The following is a 15,569-nucleotide window of genomic DNA, read 5'->3' on the forward strand; positions in this document are numbered from 1 at the left end:
CATGGCCATCGAAATCAACGGCGCGCCGGTGCAGGCGCAGCCGCGGCCGGGCCAGTGCCTGCGCACGTTCCTCCGGGAGCAGGGGAACTTCGGCGTCAAGAAGGGCTGCGACGGCGGCGACTGCGGTGCCTGCACGGTGCACGTGGACGGTACCCCGGTGCACAGCTGCATCTACCCGGCCGTTCGCGCCGAGGGCCACGCGGTCACCACGATCGAAGGCCTCGCGGCCACGAGCGAGGGGACTGACCTGCACCCGGTGCAGCAGCAGTTCCTGGACCGCCAGGGCTTCCAATGCGGCTTCTGCACGGCCGGCATGGTGATGACGGCGGCCACGTTCGACGACGCGCAGAAGGAAAACCTGCCGCGCAACCTAAAGGGCAACCTGTGCCGCTGCACCGGATATCGCGCCATCGCGGACGCCGTCTGCGGCCACGAGGGCCACCCGGCCCCGGAAGGCCCCGGCTCGGGGATTGCCGGTGCGGGCCAGCCCGCCCCGGAGCCCGGCCGGCTGGGCGACGACGTTCCGGCCCCCGCCAGCCGCGCGGTGGTCACGGGGCATGCCCGCTACACGCTTGACGTCGCGGCCGAGACGCTGCCCGGCCTGCTGCACATGAAACTCGTGCGCTCGCCGCATGCCCACGCCCGGGTGCTGTCCATCGACACCTCGGCTGCGCTGGAGGTCCCGGGAGTCGTGGCCGTCCTCACCGCCGAGGACGCCCCGGACCAGCTGTACTCCAGTGCCCAGCACGAGCTCTACACCGACGACCCCGACGACACCCGGCTGCTGGACACCGTGGTGAGGTTCCGCGGGCAGCGGGTGGCCGCCGTCGTCGCCGAATCGGTGGGTGCTGCGGAAGCGGGTGTCCGCGCGGTGCGCGTTGAATACGAGGAACTGCCCGCGGTGTTCACGCCGCAGGACGCCGTTCTGCCCGGCGCGCCAGCCCTGCACGGGGACAAGGACGCCGGCACGGCGCGGATCGCCCGGCCGGAGCGGAACATCGTGGCCGAGCTGCACTCCGAACTCGGCAGCGTCAGCGAGGGCTTCGCGGCGGCCGACTTCATCCACGAGCAGACCTACCGCACCCAGCGCGTCCAGCACGTGGCCCTGGAAACCCATGCCTCCATCGCCTCCGTGGACGACGACGGCCGGCTGCAGGTGCGAACCTCCAGCCAGGTGCCGTTCCTGGTCCGCCGCACGCTCTGCCGCTTGTTCGGGCTGCCGGAGGACCGGGTCCATGTGGTGGCCGGCCGCGTGGGAGGCGGGTTCGGCGGAAAGCAGGAGGTGCTGACGGAGGACATCGCCGCGCTCGCGGCCCTGAAACTGCGGCGGCCCGTGCAGCTCGAATTCACCCGGACGGAGCAGTTCACCGCCAGCACCACACGGCACCCGTTCACCATCAAGCTCAAAGCCGGCGCCAACAATGACGGCCGGTTCACGGCGCTGCAGCTGGACGTCCTCACCAACACTGGCGCCTACGGCAACCACGCCCCGGGCGTCATGTTCCACGGCTGCGGCGAGTCCCTGGCCGTCTACAAGTGCGCCAACAAGAAGGTGGACGCGGTCGCGGCCTACACGAACACCGTGCCGTCCGGGGCGTTCCGCGGCTACGGCCTCAGCCAGATGATCTTCGCGATTGAATCGGCCATCGACGAACTGGCCGCGGGCATCGGCATGGACCCGCTGGAATTCCGCCGCCGCAACATGGTCCGCGAGGGCGACGACATGCTCTCCACCCACTCCGAACCCGAAGAGGACGTCCACTACGGCAGCTACGGGCTGGACCAGTGCACGCGCCTGGTGCAGGACGCGCTGGAACGCGGCCGCGAACGCTACCGGGCGGCGGGCCTCGACGACCTGGGGCCGGACTGGGTCACGGGGGAGGGCACGGCGCTGTCCATGATCGACACCGTGCCGCCGCGCGGCCACTTCGCCCATTCCAGGCTCCGGCTCCTGGCCAACGGAACGTACGCCGCCGACGTCGGAACCGCCGAATTCGGCAACGGCACCACCACGGTGCACGCCCAGCTGGCGGCGACGGCGCTGTCCACCGAGGCCACGCGGGTCGCCGTCCGGCAGTCGGATACGGACCTGATCGAGCATGACACCGGCGCCTTCGGCTCGGCCGGCACCGTGGTGGCCGGGAAGGCGACGCTGGCCGCCGCCGAGGAACTGGCCGTCCGGATCCGCGCGTTCGCCGCCGGCGTCCGGCAGATCCAGTCCTCCGGTTGCGTACTCGACGGCGACGCCGTCGTCTGCGAGGGAACCAGGGTGCCGCTCACTGAACTGTCCGACGCCGCCCGGCAGGCCGGCGTCGAACTTGAGGCCGAGGGGCGCTGGGGTGGAACGCCGCGCTCGGTGGCCTTCAACGTCCATGGTTTCCGCGTGGCCGTCAACACCGGAACCGGGGAGCTGCGGATCCTGCAGAGCGTGCAGGCGGCCGACGCCGGCGTCGTGGTGAATCCGCGGCAGTGCCGGGGCCAGATCGAGGGCGGGATTGCCCAGGCCCTGGGTGCCGCCCTTTATGAGGAGGTCCGGGTGGACGACGCCGGCCGGGTCACCACGGACATCCTCCGGCAGTACCACATCCCGTCCTTCGCGGACGTGCCGCGCAGCGAGGTGTACTTCGCCGACACCAACGATTCCCTGGGTCCGCTCGGGGCCAAGTCCATGAGTGAAAGCCCCTTCAACCCCGTGGCACCCGCGCTGGCCAACGCGATCCGCAATGCCACCGGGGTGCGGTTCGCGGAGCTGCCGATCGCCCGGGACAAGATCTACCTGGGGCTGAAGGAGGCGGGGCTCGTTCCGGCGAGCGTTCCCGCAGGCCGTGTTCCCGCAGGTCCAGGCAACGCGGAGTCACTTTGCGCCCAATGAAGCGCCGCCGGAGGGCCCGAAGTGACCCCACGTGGGGTTGGCAACATATAGTCGGGGGATGGAACAGCGCATCTTAGGCAAGACCGGACGGAACGCTTCAGTCGTTGGATTGGGAACCTGGCAGCTCGGCGCGGACTGGGGCAACGTTGACCCGGCCCAGGCTCAGGCCATCCTCGCGGCCTCGGCGGAGGCCGGCGTAACCTTCTTCGACACGGCGGACGTCTACGGGGACGGCCGCAGCGAGCAGGCCATCGGAGCGTTCCTGGCCGACAACCCCGGCACGGGCATCACGGTGGCCACGAAGATGGGCCGCAGGCTGGAACAGCGCCCGGAAAACTACAACCTGGCCAACTTCCGCGAGTGGGTGGACCGGTCCCGCCGCAACCTCCGCACCGACGCCCTGGACCTGGTCCAGCTGCACTGCCCGCCCACCCCCGTATACAGCCGCGCCGAGGTGTACGACGCCTTGGATACGCTCGTCGCCGAGGGCGCCATCCGGAACTACGGCGTCAGCGTGGAACGCACCGACGAGGCCCTCGAAGCCTTGCTCCACGGCGGCACCGCCTCGGTGCAGATCATCCTGAACGCCTTCCGGCTCAAGCCGCTGGATGAGGTGCTCCCGGCCGCGAAGTCCGCCGGGGTGGGCATCATCGCCCGGGTTCCGCTTGCCTCCGGCCTGCTGTCCGGCAAATACACCAAGGAAACCGTCTTCGCCGCCGACGACCACCGCAACTACAACCGTGGCGGCGACTCCTTCGACGTCGGCGAAACCTTCTCCGGCGTGGACTTCGAGTTGGGGCTCAAGGCAGTGGCCGAGTTCGAGCAGCTGGTGCCCGAGGGCTCGGGCACCGCGCAGGCTGCGATCGCCTGGGTGGCGGCGCAGGACGGCGTCACCTCGGTCATCCCCGGTGCCCGTTCCGTGGAGCAGGCCCGGGCCAACGCCGCCGCGGCCGCCACAGTGCTCAGCCCGGAGTTCGACGAGGGCGTGCGCTGGATCTACGACCACTACTTCCGCGAGGCGATCCACCCCCGCTGGTAACTACAACGCGGGGTCACGGCCGCTGGTAAAAGCAACGCGGGGTCACTTACCGCCCAATGAAGGGCCTCCATTGGGCGATATCTGACCCCGCGTTGCTTGGATCCACGGGCTGAAGGGAGGCGGGCGGATGGGATCATCGTCGATCGAAGACTTCATTGCCCGGCTCGCCGCCGTCGAAACACCCCCGGGGTGCACCAACTTCTTCGACCACTCCGTTCCGGCGAATGCCCTGCGCCGGCAGAACCTGGCGGCCTACCTCGGCGACATGCTGGACCGGGCCCCGAAGGTGCTGCTGGTGGGGGAAGCGCCGGGTTTCAGGGGCATGCGGATCACCGGCGTTCCCTTCACCAACCGGACCATGTTCCAGGGGCACGCCAACCATTTCGGACTGTTCGGCTCGGGGAGCAGTTACGTGCTCCCGCCGGAGGCTACCGGCGTCGCCGCCGAACCCACGGCCACCGTCATGTGGGAGGTGCTGGCAGAACTCGACTTCCTCCCGCTGCTCTGGAGCGCCTGCCCCTGGCATACGCACGTGCCGGGACAGCCGCTGTCCAACCGGACACCCACGCCCGCGGAAGCCGCCCTGGGCACGCCGTTCTGGCAGGCCCTGACCGGGATCTTCCCCATCGAAACCGTGCTGGCCGTGGGGAACGTGGCGCACCGGAGCCTAGGCCGCAGCGGCCTGGACGTGCCGAAAATCAGGCATCCGGCCCACGGCGGGAGGGCCCGCTTCAAGCAGGGTCTGCAGGAGCTCCTTGCGGCGGGGATGGTCCAGTAGTTCAGCCCAGCAGGTGCAGCTGGTCCGGGGTATCGAGGTCCTCCCCGCCGGACCGGCCTGAACCGGGCGGCAGAGTGCAGTCCACCAGGTCGATCAGCTCCGGGTGGGCCTGCAGGAAACGGCGGGCACCGGCGTCGCCGCCCGCCGCCGCGGCAGCTTCCCCACGCAGCGTCGCGTCGAGCAGCAGCGGATGGCCGCGCCGGAGCTTCCCCGAATCATCGGCGTACCCGGCGGCAGTCACCCGGCCCGGGCGGTGCGCCCCCAAAAGCCGGGCGACGGTCTCTGCGGTCAGGCCGGGCTGGTCCACTAGCGCCACCAGCACATGGTCCTCCTCCAGCGCGCTCTCCAGTCCCGACCGGAAGGAGCTGCCCATCCCACCGGCCCACGCAGGGTTCTCCACCACCCTGTGCCGGGCCAGGTCAGTCCGGGCGCGGACGTCCCCGGCACCCGCGCCGAGCACCACCACAACCTCGCGGCAGCCGCCGTCGAGCATAATGTCCGCCAGGACCTCCACGAGCGTGCGTCCCCGGAACGGAAGCAGCGCCTTCGGGCCCCGCCCCAGGCGGGTGCCGGCACCGGCCGCCAGCAGCACGCCGGTGGTCCGGGGGAGGGGGAAGTCGGTCATGGAATCACCATAAATCATGCCGGAGCGGGCGCGCGGCGGAATACTACCCGGTAGTAGGGGTGGTTCGTCCAGTGAATGGCGGCTAACGTCGGATATGTCGTGTTGGCAATTGGGGGTCGTAATGGCAGCTGCAACGGTGCAGTTGGCGGAAGGAGCGTATATGGCAGGCACATTCGTAATCGAGACGGCAGGCGCAGGACAGTACCGGTTCAGGCTGACGGCGGACGACGGAACCGTGGTTGCGGTTTCGCCCAGCTTCTCAAACATCAAGGCCGTCACCGCCGGGATCACGGCAGTCCGGGAGAGCGCAGCCACAGGCTTCGTCGTCGACCGCCGGCGTCCCTGACCCTACCCAAAAGAAGCACGACGGCGGCCCCCACCATGAGAGGTGAGGGCCGGCGTCGTTTTTGTTGTTTTTACCGCGACCCGGGTTTCGGCCAGCTCAACTAACGTCCCCCTCCGGAGTTTTTGTCCAGATGTCGCGACTTCAAGGCCGTTTTGCGGCCATTATCTGGACAAAAACTCGGGTTTGGGCGGGGGAGTCACCGGCAGGGCGTCAGGAGTCGCCGCCCGCTCCTCCCGTTGTTCCCGCCGTCACGTCCAGGAGTTTGTAGCGGTCCATGGCGTACGACGGCGCGCCCTCCTGCACCTCGCCCCTCGCCGCCAGCAGTTGGAGGGTTTTGACGACGATGGAGTGGGTGTCGTTTTTGAAGAAGCGGCGGGCGGCGGCGCGGGTGTCGGAGAAGCCGAAGCCGTCGGCGCCGAGGGTGGCGAATTCGTTCGGGATGAACTGGCGGATCTGGTCGGGGACGGCTTTCATGTAGTCCGAGACGGCGACGACCGGGCCCTGGGCGCCTTCGAGCTGTTTGGTGACGAAGGGCTGGCGGGCGTCCTTGCCGGGGTTGAGGAAGGCTTCCTCTTCGGCGGCGAGGCCGTCGCGGCGCAGTTCGTTCCAGGAGGTCACGGACCAGACGTCGGCGGAGACGCCCCAGTCTTCGGCGAGGATCCGCTGGGCTTCGAGGGCCCAGGGGACGGAGACGCCGGAGGCGAGGATCTGGCTCTTGGGGCCTTCGGTGGTGGAGGCTGCGAGCTTGTAGATGCCCTTGATGACGCCTTCGACGTCGAGGTTCTCCGGTTCGGCGGGCTGGACGATCGGTTCGTTGTAGACCGTGAGGTAGTACATCAGGTTACGGTCGGTCGAGTCGTGGCCGTACATGCGTTCGAGGCCGTCGCGGACGATGTGGCCCATTTCGTAGCCGTAGGCGGGGTCGTAGGTGACCACGGCGGGGTTGGTGGAGGCCAGCAGGGGGGAGTGTCCGTCGGCGTGCTGGAGGCCTTCGCCGGTGAGGGTGGTCCGTCCTGCGGTGGCGCCGATGATGAAGCCGCGGGTCATCTGGTCGGCGGCGGCCCAGAAGGCGTCGCCGGTGCGCTGGAAGCCGAACATGGAGTAGAACACGTAGACCGGGACCAGGGGTACGCCGTGGGTGGCGTAGGCGGTGCCGGCGGCGGTGAAGGCTGCCACGGCGCCGGCTTCGTTGATGCCGGGGTGGATCAGCTGGCCCTGGGCGGATTCCTTGTAGGCCAGGACCAGGTCGCGGTCCACGGACAGGTAGTTCTGGCCGCCGGGGTTGTAGATCTTGGCGGTGGGGAAGAAGGCGTCCATGCCGAAGGTGCGCGATTCGTCCGGCACGATGGGGACAATCCGGTGCCCGAACTTCTTGTCGCGGAGCAGGTCCTTGAGCAGGCGGACGAACGCCATGGTGGTCGCTGCCTGCTGCTTGCCCGAACCGCGCTTGGCGACGTCGAACGTTTTGGCGTCCGGCATTTCCACGGCCCCCTGGCCGGATCGGCGTTCCGGGACGGAACCGCCCAAAGCCTGCCGCCGCTCCAGGAGGTAGGCAATCTCGGGAGCGTCCGCACCGGGGTGGAAGTACGGAGGCCGGTAGGGATCCTCTTCGAGCCGGGCGTCTGAAATGGGAATCCGGAGGTAGTCCCTGAATTCCTTCAGGTCATCCAGGGTGAGTTTTTTCATCTGGTGGGTGGCGTTGCGGCCTTCGAAGTGCGGGCCCAGGCCGTAGCCCTTGACCGTTTTGGCCAGGATGACGGTGGGTTTGCCCTTGAATTCGGTCGCGGCCTTGTACGCGGCGTAGACCTTGCGGTAGTCGTGTCCGCCGCGCTTGAGGTTCCAGATCTCGTCATCGGAGAGGTCCGCGACGAGGTCCTTGGTCTGCGGGGTTTTCCCGAAGAAGTGCTCGCGGACGAACCCGCCGGATTCGGCCTTGTAGGTCTGGTAGTCCCCGTCGGGGGTTTCGTTCATGATCTTTACCAGCGATCCGTCGGCGTCGCGGGTGAGCAGGTCGTCCCATTCCCGGCCCCAGACGACCTTGATCACGTTCCAGCCCGCGCCGCGGAAGAACGCCTCGAGTTCCTGCATGATCTTGCCGTTGCCGCGCACCGGCCCGTCCAGGCGCTGGAGGTTGCAGTTGATCACGAAGTTCAGGTTGTCCAGGTTCTCGTTCGCGGCGAGCTGGAGCAGGCCGCGGGATTCGGGCTCGTCCATTTCGCCGTCGCCCAGGAACGCCCAGACCTGCTGGTCCGAGGTGTCTTTCAGGCCCCGGTTGTGCAGGTAGCGGTTGGACTGGGCCTGGTAGATCGCGTTCATCGGGCCGATGCCCATCGACACGGTCGGGAATTCCCAGAAGTGCGGCATCAGCCGCGGGTGCGGGTAGGAGGACAGGGCGTGGCCTTCCTTGGACTTTTCCTGCCGGAACCCGTCCAGGTCCTCCTCCGAGAGCCGGCCTTCCATGAACGCCCGGGCGTACATGCCCGGGGACGCGTGGCCCTGGAAGAACACCTGGTCCCCGCCGCCGGGGTGGTCCTTGCCGCGGAAGAAGTGGTTGAAGCCGACCTCGTACAGGGTCGCCGCGCCGGCGTAGGTGGAGATGTGCCCGCCCACCCCGATCTCGGGCCGCTGCGCCCGGTGCACCATCACCGCGGCGTTCCAGCGCATGTACGCCCGGTACCGGCGCTCGAACTCCTCGTTCCCCGGGAACTGCGCTTCCTGGTCCACCGGGATCGTGTTCACATAATCCGTGGTGGTCACCATCGGAACCCCGACGCTCTGCGCGCCGGCACGCTGCAGGAGACTGCGCATGATGTATTGGGCACGCTCCGTGCCCTGTTCCCTGATCAGCGCATCCAGGGACTCAACCCACTCGGCGGTCTCTTCCGGATCACGATCAGGCAGCTGGTTAGTCAACCCGCTGAGGATATGGGAGGTATCTTCTCCTGCAGCCACGGCAGCCTCGTTTCATCTTTGAATGTTGGGCTCATGTTTTCGTATTGTGAGAAAACATTCTTGCTATTCGAGATTATCGGGAGCATTGGAGCTGGGTCAAACCTCGCGGACACTCTCGGTGATCAACGGAGCCGCCCTGGCCCAACGCGCCGATTGTGACCGTTGCGTATCGAGGCGCACCTTGACCCCAAGGTGATCCAGGTCATACCATAATTTCACTATTCAACAAGTTTATTTCGCGATGTGGAATAACAGCGATAATCCGACGATGAAACATCGTCCGATCGAGGGCTCACCACCGCGAAAATCCCAGAAACCGGAGAATCAGATGCAGACGACCCCTTCTGTCAGCGTCGAAACGGACGGGCCGACACCGCTGTCGGGCCAGCCGGTCCATTCCGCCGCCACCACCGACGACCTGTGCGAAGCGGCCAGCGCCGCGGCCGGCCGCGACATCAGCCCCAGCCTCTACAACACCGACCTCGCACCCACCCAGCGGCAAGGGCGCCGCTGGACGGCCTACAGCATCTTCACCCTCTGGGCGAACGACGTGCACAGCCTCGGGAACTATGCGTTCGCCGTCGGACTCTTTTCCCTTGGCCTCGGAGGCTGGCAGATCCTCACGGCCCTGGCCATCGGGGCGGCACTCCTCTTCGTGCTGCTCAGCTTCTCCGGCTTTATGGGGCAGAAAACGGGTGTCCCGTTCCCCGTCATGAGCCGCATCAGTTTCGGCATCCGCGGCGCCCAGCTCGCCAGCCTGATCCGCGGCGCGGTGGCCGTGGCGTGGTTCGGGATCCAGACGTTCCTCGCCTCGGTGGTGCTCCGGGTCATGCTGGTGGCCATGGTGCCGTCCCTCCACGAGATGGACACCAACTCCGTCCTCGGCCTGTCCACGCTGGGCTGGATCTCCTTCGTGGGGCTGTGGATCGTCCAGCTCGTCATCGTCAGCTTCGGCATGGAGATGATCCGCAAGTACGAGGCCTTTGCCGGTCCGATTATCCTGCTGACCATGGTCCTGCTGGCCATCTGGGTCTTCACCGAGGCGCACGGTTCCATTCAGTGGACCGGCATCCGTGGCCTCGAGGGCGGCGAGATGTGGCGCACCATCTTCGCCGGCGGCGCCCTCTGGGTGTCCATCTACGGAACATTCGTGCTGAACTTCTGCGACTTCACCCGCTCCGCCGTGTCCAAGAAGTCCATCGTCAAGGGCAACTTCTGGGGCATCCCGATCAACATGCTCCTGTTCGGCGCCATCGTGGTGGTCCTGGCCGGCGGGCAGTACAAGATCAACGGCACCATCATCGAAACGCCGTCGGACATCGTCCAGAGCATCCCCAACACGCTGTTCCTGGTGCTGGCCTGCCTCGCGATCCTGATCCTGACCATCGCCGTCAACCTCATGGCCAACTTTGTGGCCCCCGTGTATGCCCTCACCAACCTGTTCCCCAAGCGGCTCAACTTCCGCCGGGCGGCATGGGTCAGCGGCACCATCGGCCTGGTCATCCTGCCGTGGAACCTCTACAACAATCCGCTTGTCATCGTGTACTTCCTGGGCGGCCTCGGCGCACTGCTCGGACCCCTGTTCGGCGTGGTCATGGCCGACTACTGGCTGCTCCGCCGCGGCAAGGTCAACGTCCCCGAGCTGTACAGCGAGGACCCGGCCGGTGCCTACTTCTACAAGCGGGGCGTCAACCCGCGGGCCATCATCGCACTGGTGCCGGCGGCCGTCCTGGCCATCCTCGTCGCCTTCCTCCCGGTCTTCGAGCCGGCCGCACCGTTTGCCTGGTTCTTCGGCGCCGGCGTCGGTGCGCTGAGCTACTACGTGATCGCCGACCGCAGGCAGCGGTTTGAGGATGCCGACGGCGAAGCGATCGCCGTCGCCAGCACCCACTAAGAGCCACTCATCCCTGGAGGAACCATGCGCATACTCGTTGCGAACGTCAACACCACCCAGTCCATGACCGACTCGATCGCCGCCCAGGCGCGCAGCATCGCTGCACCCGGCACGGAAATTGTCGGCATCACGCCGCGCTTCGGCGCCGACTCCTGCGAAGGCAACTTCGAGAGCTACCTGGCCGCGATCGCCGTGATGGACCGGGTAGTCAACTATCCGGAGCCGTTCGACGCCGTCATCCAGGCCGGCTACGGCGAGCACGGCCGGGAGGGGCTGCAGGAGCTGCTGGACGTGCCCGTCGTCGACATCACCGAGGCGGCGGCCAGCACGGCCATGTTCCTGGGCCACAAGTATTCCGTGGTCACCACCCTGGACCGGGCCGTGCCGTTGATCGAGGACCGGCTGAAGCTGGCCGGCCTCGACGCCCGCTGTGCATCCGTGCGGGCCAGCGGGATGGCCGTGCTGGAACTGGAGGAGGAGCCGGAGCGGGCGGTCGAGGCCATCATCAGCCAGGCGCTGCTCGCCGTCCGGGAGGACAAGGCCGAGGTCATCGTCCTGGGCTGCGGCGGCATGGCGGGCCTTGACGAGCAGATCCGGCAGCGGGCCGGAGTGCCCGTCGTCGACGGCGTTGCGTCCGCCGTGACCATCGCGGAGTCCCTGGTCCGGATGCGGCTCTCCACGTCCAAGGTGCGGACGTACGCCACACCGCGGCCCAAGACCGTCATAGGCTGGCCGCTGGTGGCCGATAGCGTTCCGGCGACCGCCTAGGTTTTCGACAATTTCAGGAGAAGCAGCATGACCGTTCCAGCCACTCCCGGCCGCGTCGCCGTCATCACCGGCGCCGGCTCCGGCATCGGGCGGGCGGTTGCCCGGCAGATGCTGGCGAACGGCTACCGGGTGGCCCTGGCGGGCCGCCGCCAGCAGCAGCTCCTGGAAACGGCGGACGGCCACCCGGAGGCGCTGGCGGTGCCGTGCGATGTCACCGTGCCCGACGACGTCGAACGCCTTTTCGCTTCCGTCCTCCGGCGCTGGGGCCGGGTGGACGTCCTGTTCAACAACGCCGGCGTCTTTGGACCGGCGGCGTCGGTGGACGAGATCAGCCTGGCGGACTGGGAGGCCACCGTTGCGGTGAACCTGACCGGCTCGGTGCTGTGCGCCGGCGCGGCCGTCCGGGCGATGAAGGCGCAGTCGCCGCAGGGCGGCCGGATCATCAACAACGGCTCGATCTCGGCGCATTCACCGCGGCCACGGACCGTTGCCTACGCCGTCACCAAGCACGCCATGACGGGCCTGACCAAGAGCATCGAGCTCGACGGCAGGGAATTCGGCATCACCTGCGGGCAGATCGACATCGGCAACACCGCCACGGAAATCATGGACACCATCGGGGTCGGCTCGGGGGCGCTCCAGGCCGACGGAAGCCGCAGGGTGGAACCGATGTTCCCGGTGGAGGACGCGGCCCGTGCGGTGCTGATGATGGCCGGGATGCCGCCGTCGGCCAGCGTGGGCTCGGTGGTCATCACGGCCGCGGGAATGCCCTTCATCGGCCGCGGCTAATGCTCCCTCGCCTATCACCGGCCGCCCTCCCCATTGGAGTTTTTGTCATTGGAGTTTTTGTCCACATACCGCGACTTAAACACCCTCCAGCGGCGAATATCTGGACAAAAACTCGCGCCCCCAAGTCCGTCCTGTGGATAACGTCCCGGCGGCCTCTTTAAGGTGCCTCAATGGAGCATGACCAGATTGTCACCGCTGCCCGAGGAAATCAGGAGCCGGCCTTTCGTCGTGCCCGAGGCGGCCGAGGCCGGCGTCCCCGCTGGCAGGCTCTTTGCCCGCGACATGCACCGCCCAAGCAGGAGCATCCGCGTGCCAAGGTCATGCAGTCCGGACCTTCCCGCCCTCGTCAGCTCGCACACCGCACTTGGTCCGGACGTCTTCGCGAGCCTGGTCACCGCAGCGAAAGTCCACGGCGTGCCGCTGCCGCCGTGGGCGGAGTTCAGGCCCGACGGCGGCGGGCCGGTGACCGCCGTCGTCGAACCTGTGCCATGGGGCAAGAAGAGCGGCCCGCACTTCCGGGAGCCCGGACGTTTCCTCCACCTCGCCAGGGAGAGCTTCGGCACGCTGCCGCGCCGCCGCGGCATCGCCGGGCACCGGCTCAAGATCCGCGAGGGCGATCTTGTGGAGATCGACGGGCTCAGGCTGACTTCCCTGGCCCGGACGTGGGTGGACCTCGGCTCCGTCCTGCCCATTGACGACCTTGTGGTGGCCGGCGACGCCATCGTCAGCGAGCATGCCAGGCATTTCGGGCCACCCAGGCTGGCCATGGTGCCGCTGGCCGAGCTCCGAAAGTTTGTGGACGGCGCCAAAGGCATCCACGGCGTGCGTAAAGCGCGGCTTGCCCTTGACCTGCTGCGCGTCGGCGTCGATTCGCCGCAGGAAAGCAAGCTCCGCCTGCTGCTGGACGACGCCGGGCTGCCGGAGTTCACGCCCAACTGCCGCGTGGACGACGTCTTCAACAGGCCGGTCTGGACGGACCTTGGCTGCCCGAGGTTCCGGACGTGCATCGAGTACGAGGGGCTGCATCACCTGACCCCCGAGCAGCAGGCGCTGGATGCGTACCGTGACCAGCGCGTGTCGGACGCGGGCTGGCGCCAGGTCAAAGTCAATACCGTCGACATGCGCCATGGGCGGGAATGGGTCGTCTCCCGGGTGAAGCAGGCGCTGCGCAAGCAGGGCTGGCAACGCTAGGAGTTTTTGTCCAGATATCGGCCGCTGGAGGGCGCCAAAGTCCCAACAAGTGGACAAAAACTCCAATTGTGACCGGCCAAATCCATTCCGCATCGTGAAAACAAGATTTCCTCTTGCGGAATAGTGTGACCGGGGTTACGTTGGAAACAGACCCCGATCCGGGGCTGTTCCCAATTGATAGGTACAGATCAATGAAGATCCCAGATTCCTCGGCGCTGAAGGCGAGTTCGGTGCCGTCGAAGAAGAAGCCCCTGTACAGGTCGCTCTTCTTCCAAATTCTGATCGCCGTCGTGGCAGGTGTTCTCATCGGGCATTTCTGGCCGGACCTAGGCGCTCAACTGAGGCCGCTCGGTGACGGCTTCATCCAGCTCATCAAGATGATCATCGCGCCGCTGATCTTCCTCGTGATCGTCACGGGAATCTCAGCCGTCGGCGACGTCAAAGCGGTCGGAAGGGTAGGAGTCAAGGCTCTTCTCTACTTCACAGCGGCCACACTTTTTGCCCTGGTCTTCGGCCTGATTGTCGGCAACATCGTTCAGCCTGGAGCCGGCCTGAACATCGATCCGAGCACCCTGTCCCAGGAGGCCGTGGACGCCAAGACCGGCCATGCCGTGCCGAAGGACGCAGCAGCCTTCATCCTGGACGTCATCCCCACCAGCGTCATTGGCGCCTTTGCCAACAACAGCCTGCTGCAGGTCCTCTTCTTCTCGGTGTTCTTCGGCGCTGCGATTGTCGTCATCGGCCGCGAGCGGTGCCAGCCGGTGGTCAGCCTCATGGAGACGGTCCTGGAACTGATCTTCAAGATCATGTCCTGGATCATGAAGGTTGCCCCGATCGGTGCCTTCGGTGCCATGGCCTTCATCATCGGCCAGTACGGGCTGGACACCCTGGGCACCTACGCGATGCTGATTGCCGCCTGCTACGGCGCCGCCGTGGTGTTCATCGGACTCCTGTTCGTCGTGGCCTGGAGCTTCGCACGGGTTCCGCTGTGGCAGTTCCTCAAGTACACCCGCGAGGAATTCCTGCTGGCCCTCGGCACCGCGTCCACGGAGGCCGTAATGCCGCGCATCATGACCAAGCTGACCAATGCGGGCTGCTCCCGGGCCACCACCGGCCTGGTGGTTCCCACGGGCTACTCCTTCAACCTGGACGGCGCGGCCATCTATCTGTCCATCTCCCTGCTGTTCCTCGCCCAGGCCTTCGGCCACCATCTGGACCTCGGCCAGCAGCTCGCCGCCCTCGGCGTCCTGCTCCTGACCTCCAAGGGCATGGCCGGCGTCCCCGGGTCGTCCTTCCTGGCACTGTCCGCCACGGCGGCCGCGCTCGGAATCTTCCCGGTGGCCGGCGTCGCCCTGCTCCTCGGGGCAGACCGGCTCATGGACTCCATGCGCGTGGTGGTCAACCTGCTCGGCAACTGCGTGGCAACCTTCGTGGTCTCCAAGTGGGAGGGCCAGTTCGACCGCAGCGTCATGGTCCGGGCGTTCCGCGGCGAGATCACCAACCACGATTCCGCCGTCATGCTCGGTGTGGAGGAGGACTTCCAGGAGCAGGAACTGGAACGGATCAGCGGGGGCGGCCAGGCTTCGCCCAAGTTCCGCGGCGGCCCGACCCCCGGTGAGATGCCCGACTTCGAGATGAGCAGGCCGTCGGCAGCCATCAACCACGAATAGCCTACGGAGTTTTTGTCCAGATAATGGCCGCTAAAGGCCCGTGAAGTCGCGATATCTGGACAAAAACTCCAAAGGATAGAGGCAGGATCCCGTCCTTGGCTGAGCAGTTCGGCCTCGGGCGGGGTCCTGCCTCTTTGTCCGGTCCTGCCTCTATGTCGGTCCTGCGTCTTAAACCGAGTCAGGCGGCTCCAAATCCGGTAACGCCGTGCTCAGAGGGGGAGGAGGGCTGACAGGTCTGCCCGCAGGCCCGAGGCGGCAACGCGGCCGGCGCCGACGGCGTCCGCCCAGCTCAGCCGGCCGGTCACCATCGCGAGCCAGGTGGCGGCGTCGCACTCAATCACGTTCGGGGGAGTGCCGCGCGTGTGCCGCGGGCCCTCCACGCACTGGGTGACGCCGAACGGCGGCACCCGCACCTCCACCGAATTGCCGGGGGCGCGGGCGGTGACCTCCTCCAGGGAGTAGCGGACCGCCGTCGCAATCACCGACCGGGGCACGGCCGGAGCGGTCGGCCCCGCCGGAACGGCCGGGGGAGCGTCCGACGGCGGGACGGCACCTGCCGCCCATTCGTTCAGGGCCGCCCGGCCCTCGGCCGGGTCAATTCTGCGGCGCGCAACAGCCACGGGTTCCTCCTTGAAAAGCGATGAG

12 protein-coding genes are annotated in these 15,569 nt (G+C 67.2%); 9 read left to right on the forward strand and 3 right to left on the reverse strand.

The genetic code is table 11. The annotated features are described in order from the left end of the window. The first annotated feature begins 1 nt into the window (after window position 1). The 3 genes from R5O87_RS17610 to R5O87_RS17620 all read left to right on the forward strand — a co-directional run bounded on the left by R5O87_RS17610 (window position 2) and on the right by R5O87_RS17620 (window position 4,689). Window positions 2-2,872 carry a molybdopterin-dependent oxidoreductase gene (locus tag R5O87_RS17610; protein WP_410554327.1) on the forward strand — a complete coding sequence of 957 codons (2,871 nt, stop codon included), beginning with the start codon at window positions 2-4 and terminating at the stop codon, window positions 2,870-2,872. A 58-nt stretch (window positions 2,873-2,930) separates the two neighbouring features. Further along, window positions 2,931-3,911, forward strand: a complete 981-nt coding sequence (locus R5O87_RS17615) for an aldo/keto reductase (RefSeq protein ID WP_410554326.1) — start codon at window positions 2,931-2,933, stop codon at window positions 3,909-3,911. 127 nt (window positions 3,912-4,038) lie between these two features. After that, a complete protein-coding gene (locus R5O87_RS17620) occupies window positions 4,039-4,689 on the forward strand; it encodes a uracil-DNA glycosylase (protein ID WP_410554325.1) in 651 nt (216 codons plus the stop codon). A 1-nt stretch (window position 4,690) separates the two neighbouring features. On the opposite strand, the gene nboR is transcribed toward R5O87_RS17620, so the two are convergent. Beyond that, entirely contained in the window at window positions 4,691-5,314 is a 624-nt protein-coding gene (gene nboR, locus R5O87_RS17625) for a nicotine blue oxidoreductase (protein WP_410554324.1), read from the reverse strand. Window positions 5,315-5,474: 160 nt separating this feature from the next. Between nboR and R5O87_RS17630 the strand changes: the two genes are divergently transcribed. After that, complete coding sequence (locus R5O87_RS17630; RefSeq protein ID WP_102974445.1) at window positions 5,475-5,660, forward strand: YegP family protein; 186 nt, start codon at window positions 5,475-5,477, stop codon at window positions 5,658-5,660. A gap of 210 nt (window positions 5,661-5,870) precedes the next feature. Here the strand turns inward: R5O87_RS17630 and aceE are convergent, their stop codons facing one another. Next, window positions 5,871-8,612 (reverse strand): pyruvate dehydrogenase (acetyl-transferring), homodimeric type, encoded by a 2,742-nt coding sequence (gene aceE, locus R5O87_RS17635; protein ID WP_462836327.1) that lies wholly within the window; start codon window positions 8,610-8,612, stop codon window positions 5,871-5,873. A gap of 328 nt (window positions 8,613-8,940) precedes the next feature. Between aceE and R5O87_RS17640 the strand changes: the two genes are divergently transcribed. The 5 genes from R5O87_RS17640 (at window position 8,941) to dctA (ending at window position 14,924) form a co-directional block, all read left to right on the forward strand. Next, window positions 8,941-10,506: an NCS1 family nucleobase:cation symporter-1 gene (locus tag R5O87_RS17640; protein WP_410557205.1), complete on the forward strand. Its 1,566-nt coding sequence runs from the start codon at window positions 8,941-8,943 to the stop codon at window positions 10,504-10,506. 24 nt (window positions 10,507-10,530) lie between these two features. Continuing rightward, window positions 10,531-11,274, forward strand: a complete 744-nt coding sequence (locus R5O87_RS17645) for an aspartate/glutamate racemase family protein (protein ID WP_410557206.1) — start codon at window positions 10,531-10,533, stop codon at window positions 11,272-11,274. 27 nt (window positions 11,275-11,301) lie between these two features. Then, window positions 11,302-12,063 carry an SDR family oxidoreductase gene (locus R5O87_RS17650; protein ID WP_410557208.1) on the forward strand — a complete coding sequence of 254 codons (762 nt, stop codon included), beginning with the start codon at window positions 11,302-11,304 and terminating at the stop codon, window positions 12,061-12,063. A 177-nt stretch (window positions 12,064-12,240) separates the two neighbouring features. Continuing rightward, window positions 12,241-13,254, forward strand: a complete 1,014-nt coding sequence (locus tag R5O87_RS17655) for an endonuclease domain-containing protein (protein ID WP_410557209.1) — start codon at window positions 12,241-12,243, stop codon at window positions 13,252-13,254. A gap of 191 nt (window positions 13,255-13,445) precedes the next feature. Further along, window positions 13,446-14,924: a C4-dicarboxylate transporter DctA gene (gene dctA, locus R5O87_RS17660; RefSeq protein WP_410557210.1), complete on the forward strand. Its 1,479-nt coding sequence runs from the start codon at window positions 13,446-13,448 to the stop codon at window positions 14,922-14,924. Between the two features lie 209 nt (window positions 14,925-15,133). Here the strand turns inward: dctA and R5O87_RS17665 are convergent, their stop codons facing one another. Then, window positions 15,134-15,544, reverse strand: coding sequence for a sterol carrier family protein (locus R5O87_RS17665; RefSeq protein WP_410557211.1), 411 nt, complete (start codon window positions 15,542-15,544; stop codon window positions 15,134-15,136). Between the last annotated feature and the right edge of the window lie 25 nt (window positions 15,545-15,569).

The organism is Arthrobacter globiformis (genome assembly GCF_046536215.2).
Taxonomy (GTDB): domain Bacteria; phylum Actinomycetota; class Actinomycetes; order Actinomycetales; family Micrococcaceae; genus Arthrobacter; species Arthrobacter globiformis_E.

Excerpts from the sequence above, each read along its gene's own strand:
- R5O87_RS17610 (WP_410554327.1), top strand. The coding sequence starts at position 2 with ATGGCCATCGAAATCAACGGCGCGCCGGTGCAGGCGCAGCCGCGGCCG.
- R5O87_RS17615 (WP_410554326.1), top strand. The coding sequence starts at position 2,931 with ATGGAACAGCGCATCTTAGGCAAGACCGGACGGAACGCTTCAGTCGTT.
- R5O87_RS17620 (WP_410554325.1), top strand. The coding sequence starts at position 4,039 with ATGGGATCATCGTCGATCGAAGACTTCATTGCCCGGCTCGCCGCCGTC.
- nboR (WP_410554324.1), bottom strand. The coding sequence starts at position 5,314 with ATGACCGACTTCCCCCTCCCCCGGACCACCGGCGTGCTGCTGGCGGCC.
- R5O87_RS17630 (WP_102974445.1), top strand. The coding sequence starts at position 5,475 with ATGGCAGGCACATTCGTAATCGAGACGGCAGGCGCAGGACAGTACCGG.
- R5O87_RS17640 (WP_410557205.1), top strand. The coding sequence starts at position 8,941 with ATGCAGACGACCCCTTCTGTCAGCGTCGAAACGGACGGGCCGACACCG.
- R5O87_RS17645 (WP_410557206.1), top strand. The coding sequence starts at position 10,531 with ATGCGCATACTCGTTGCGAACGTCAACACCACCCAGTCCATGACCGAC.
- R5O87_RS17650 (WP_410557208.1), top strand. The coding sequence starts at position 11,302 with ATGACCGTTCCAGCCACTCCCGGCCGCGTCGCCGTCATCACCGGCGCC.
- R5O87_RS17655 (WP_410557209.1), top strand. The coding sequence starts at position 12,241 with ATGACCAGATTGTCACCGCTGCCCGAGGAAATCAGGAGCCGGCCTTTC.
- dctA (WP_410557210.1), top strand. The coding sequence starts at position 13,446 with ATGAAGATCCCAGATTCCTCGGCGCTGAAGGCGAGTTCGGTGCCGTCG.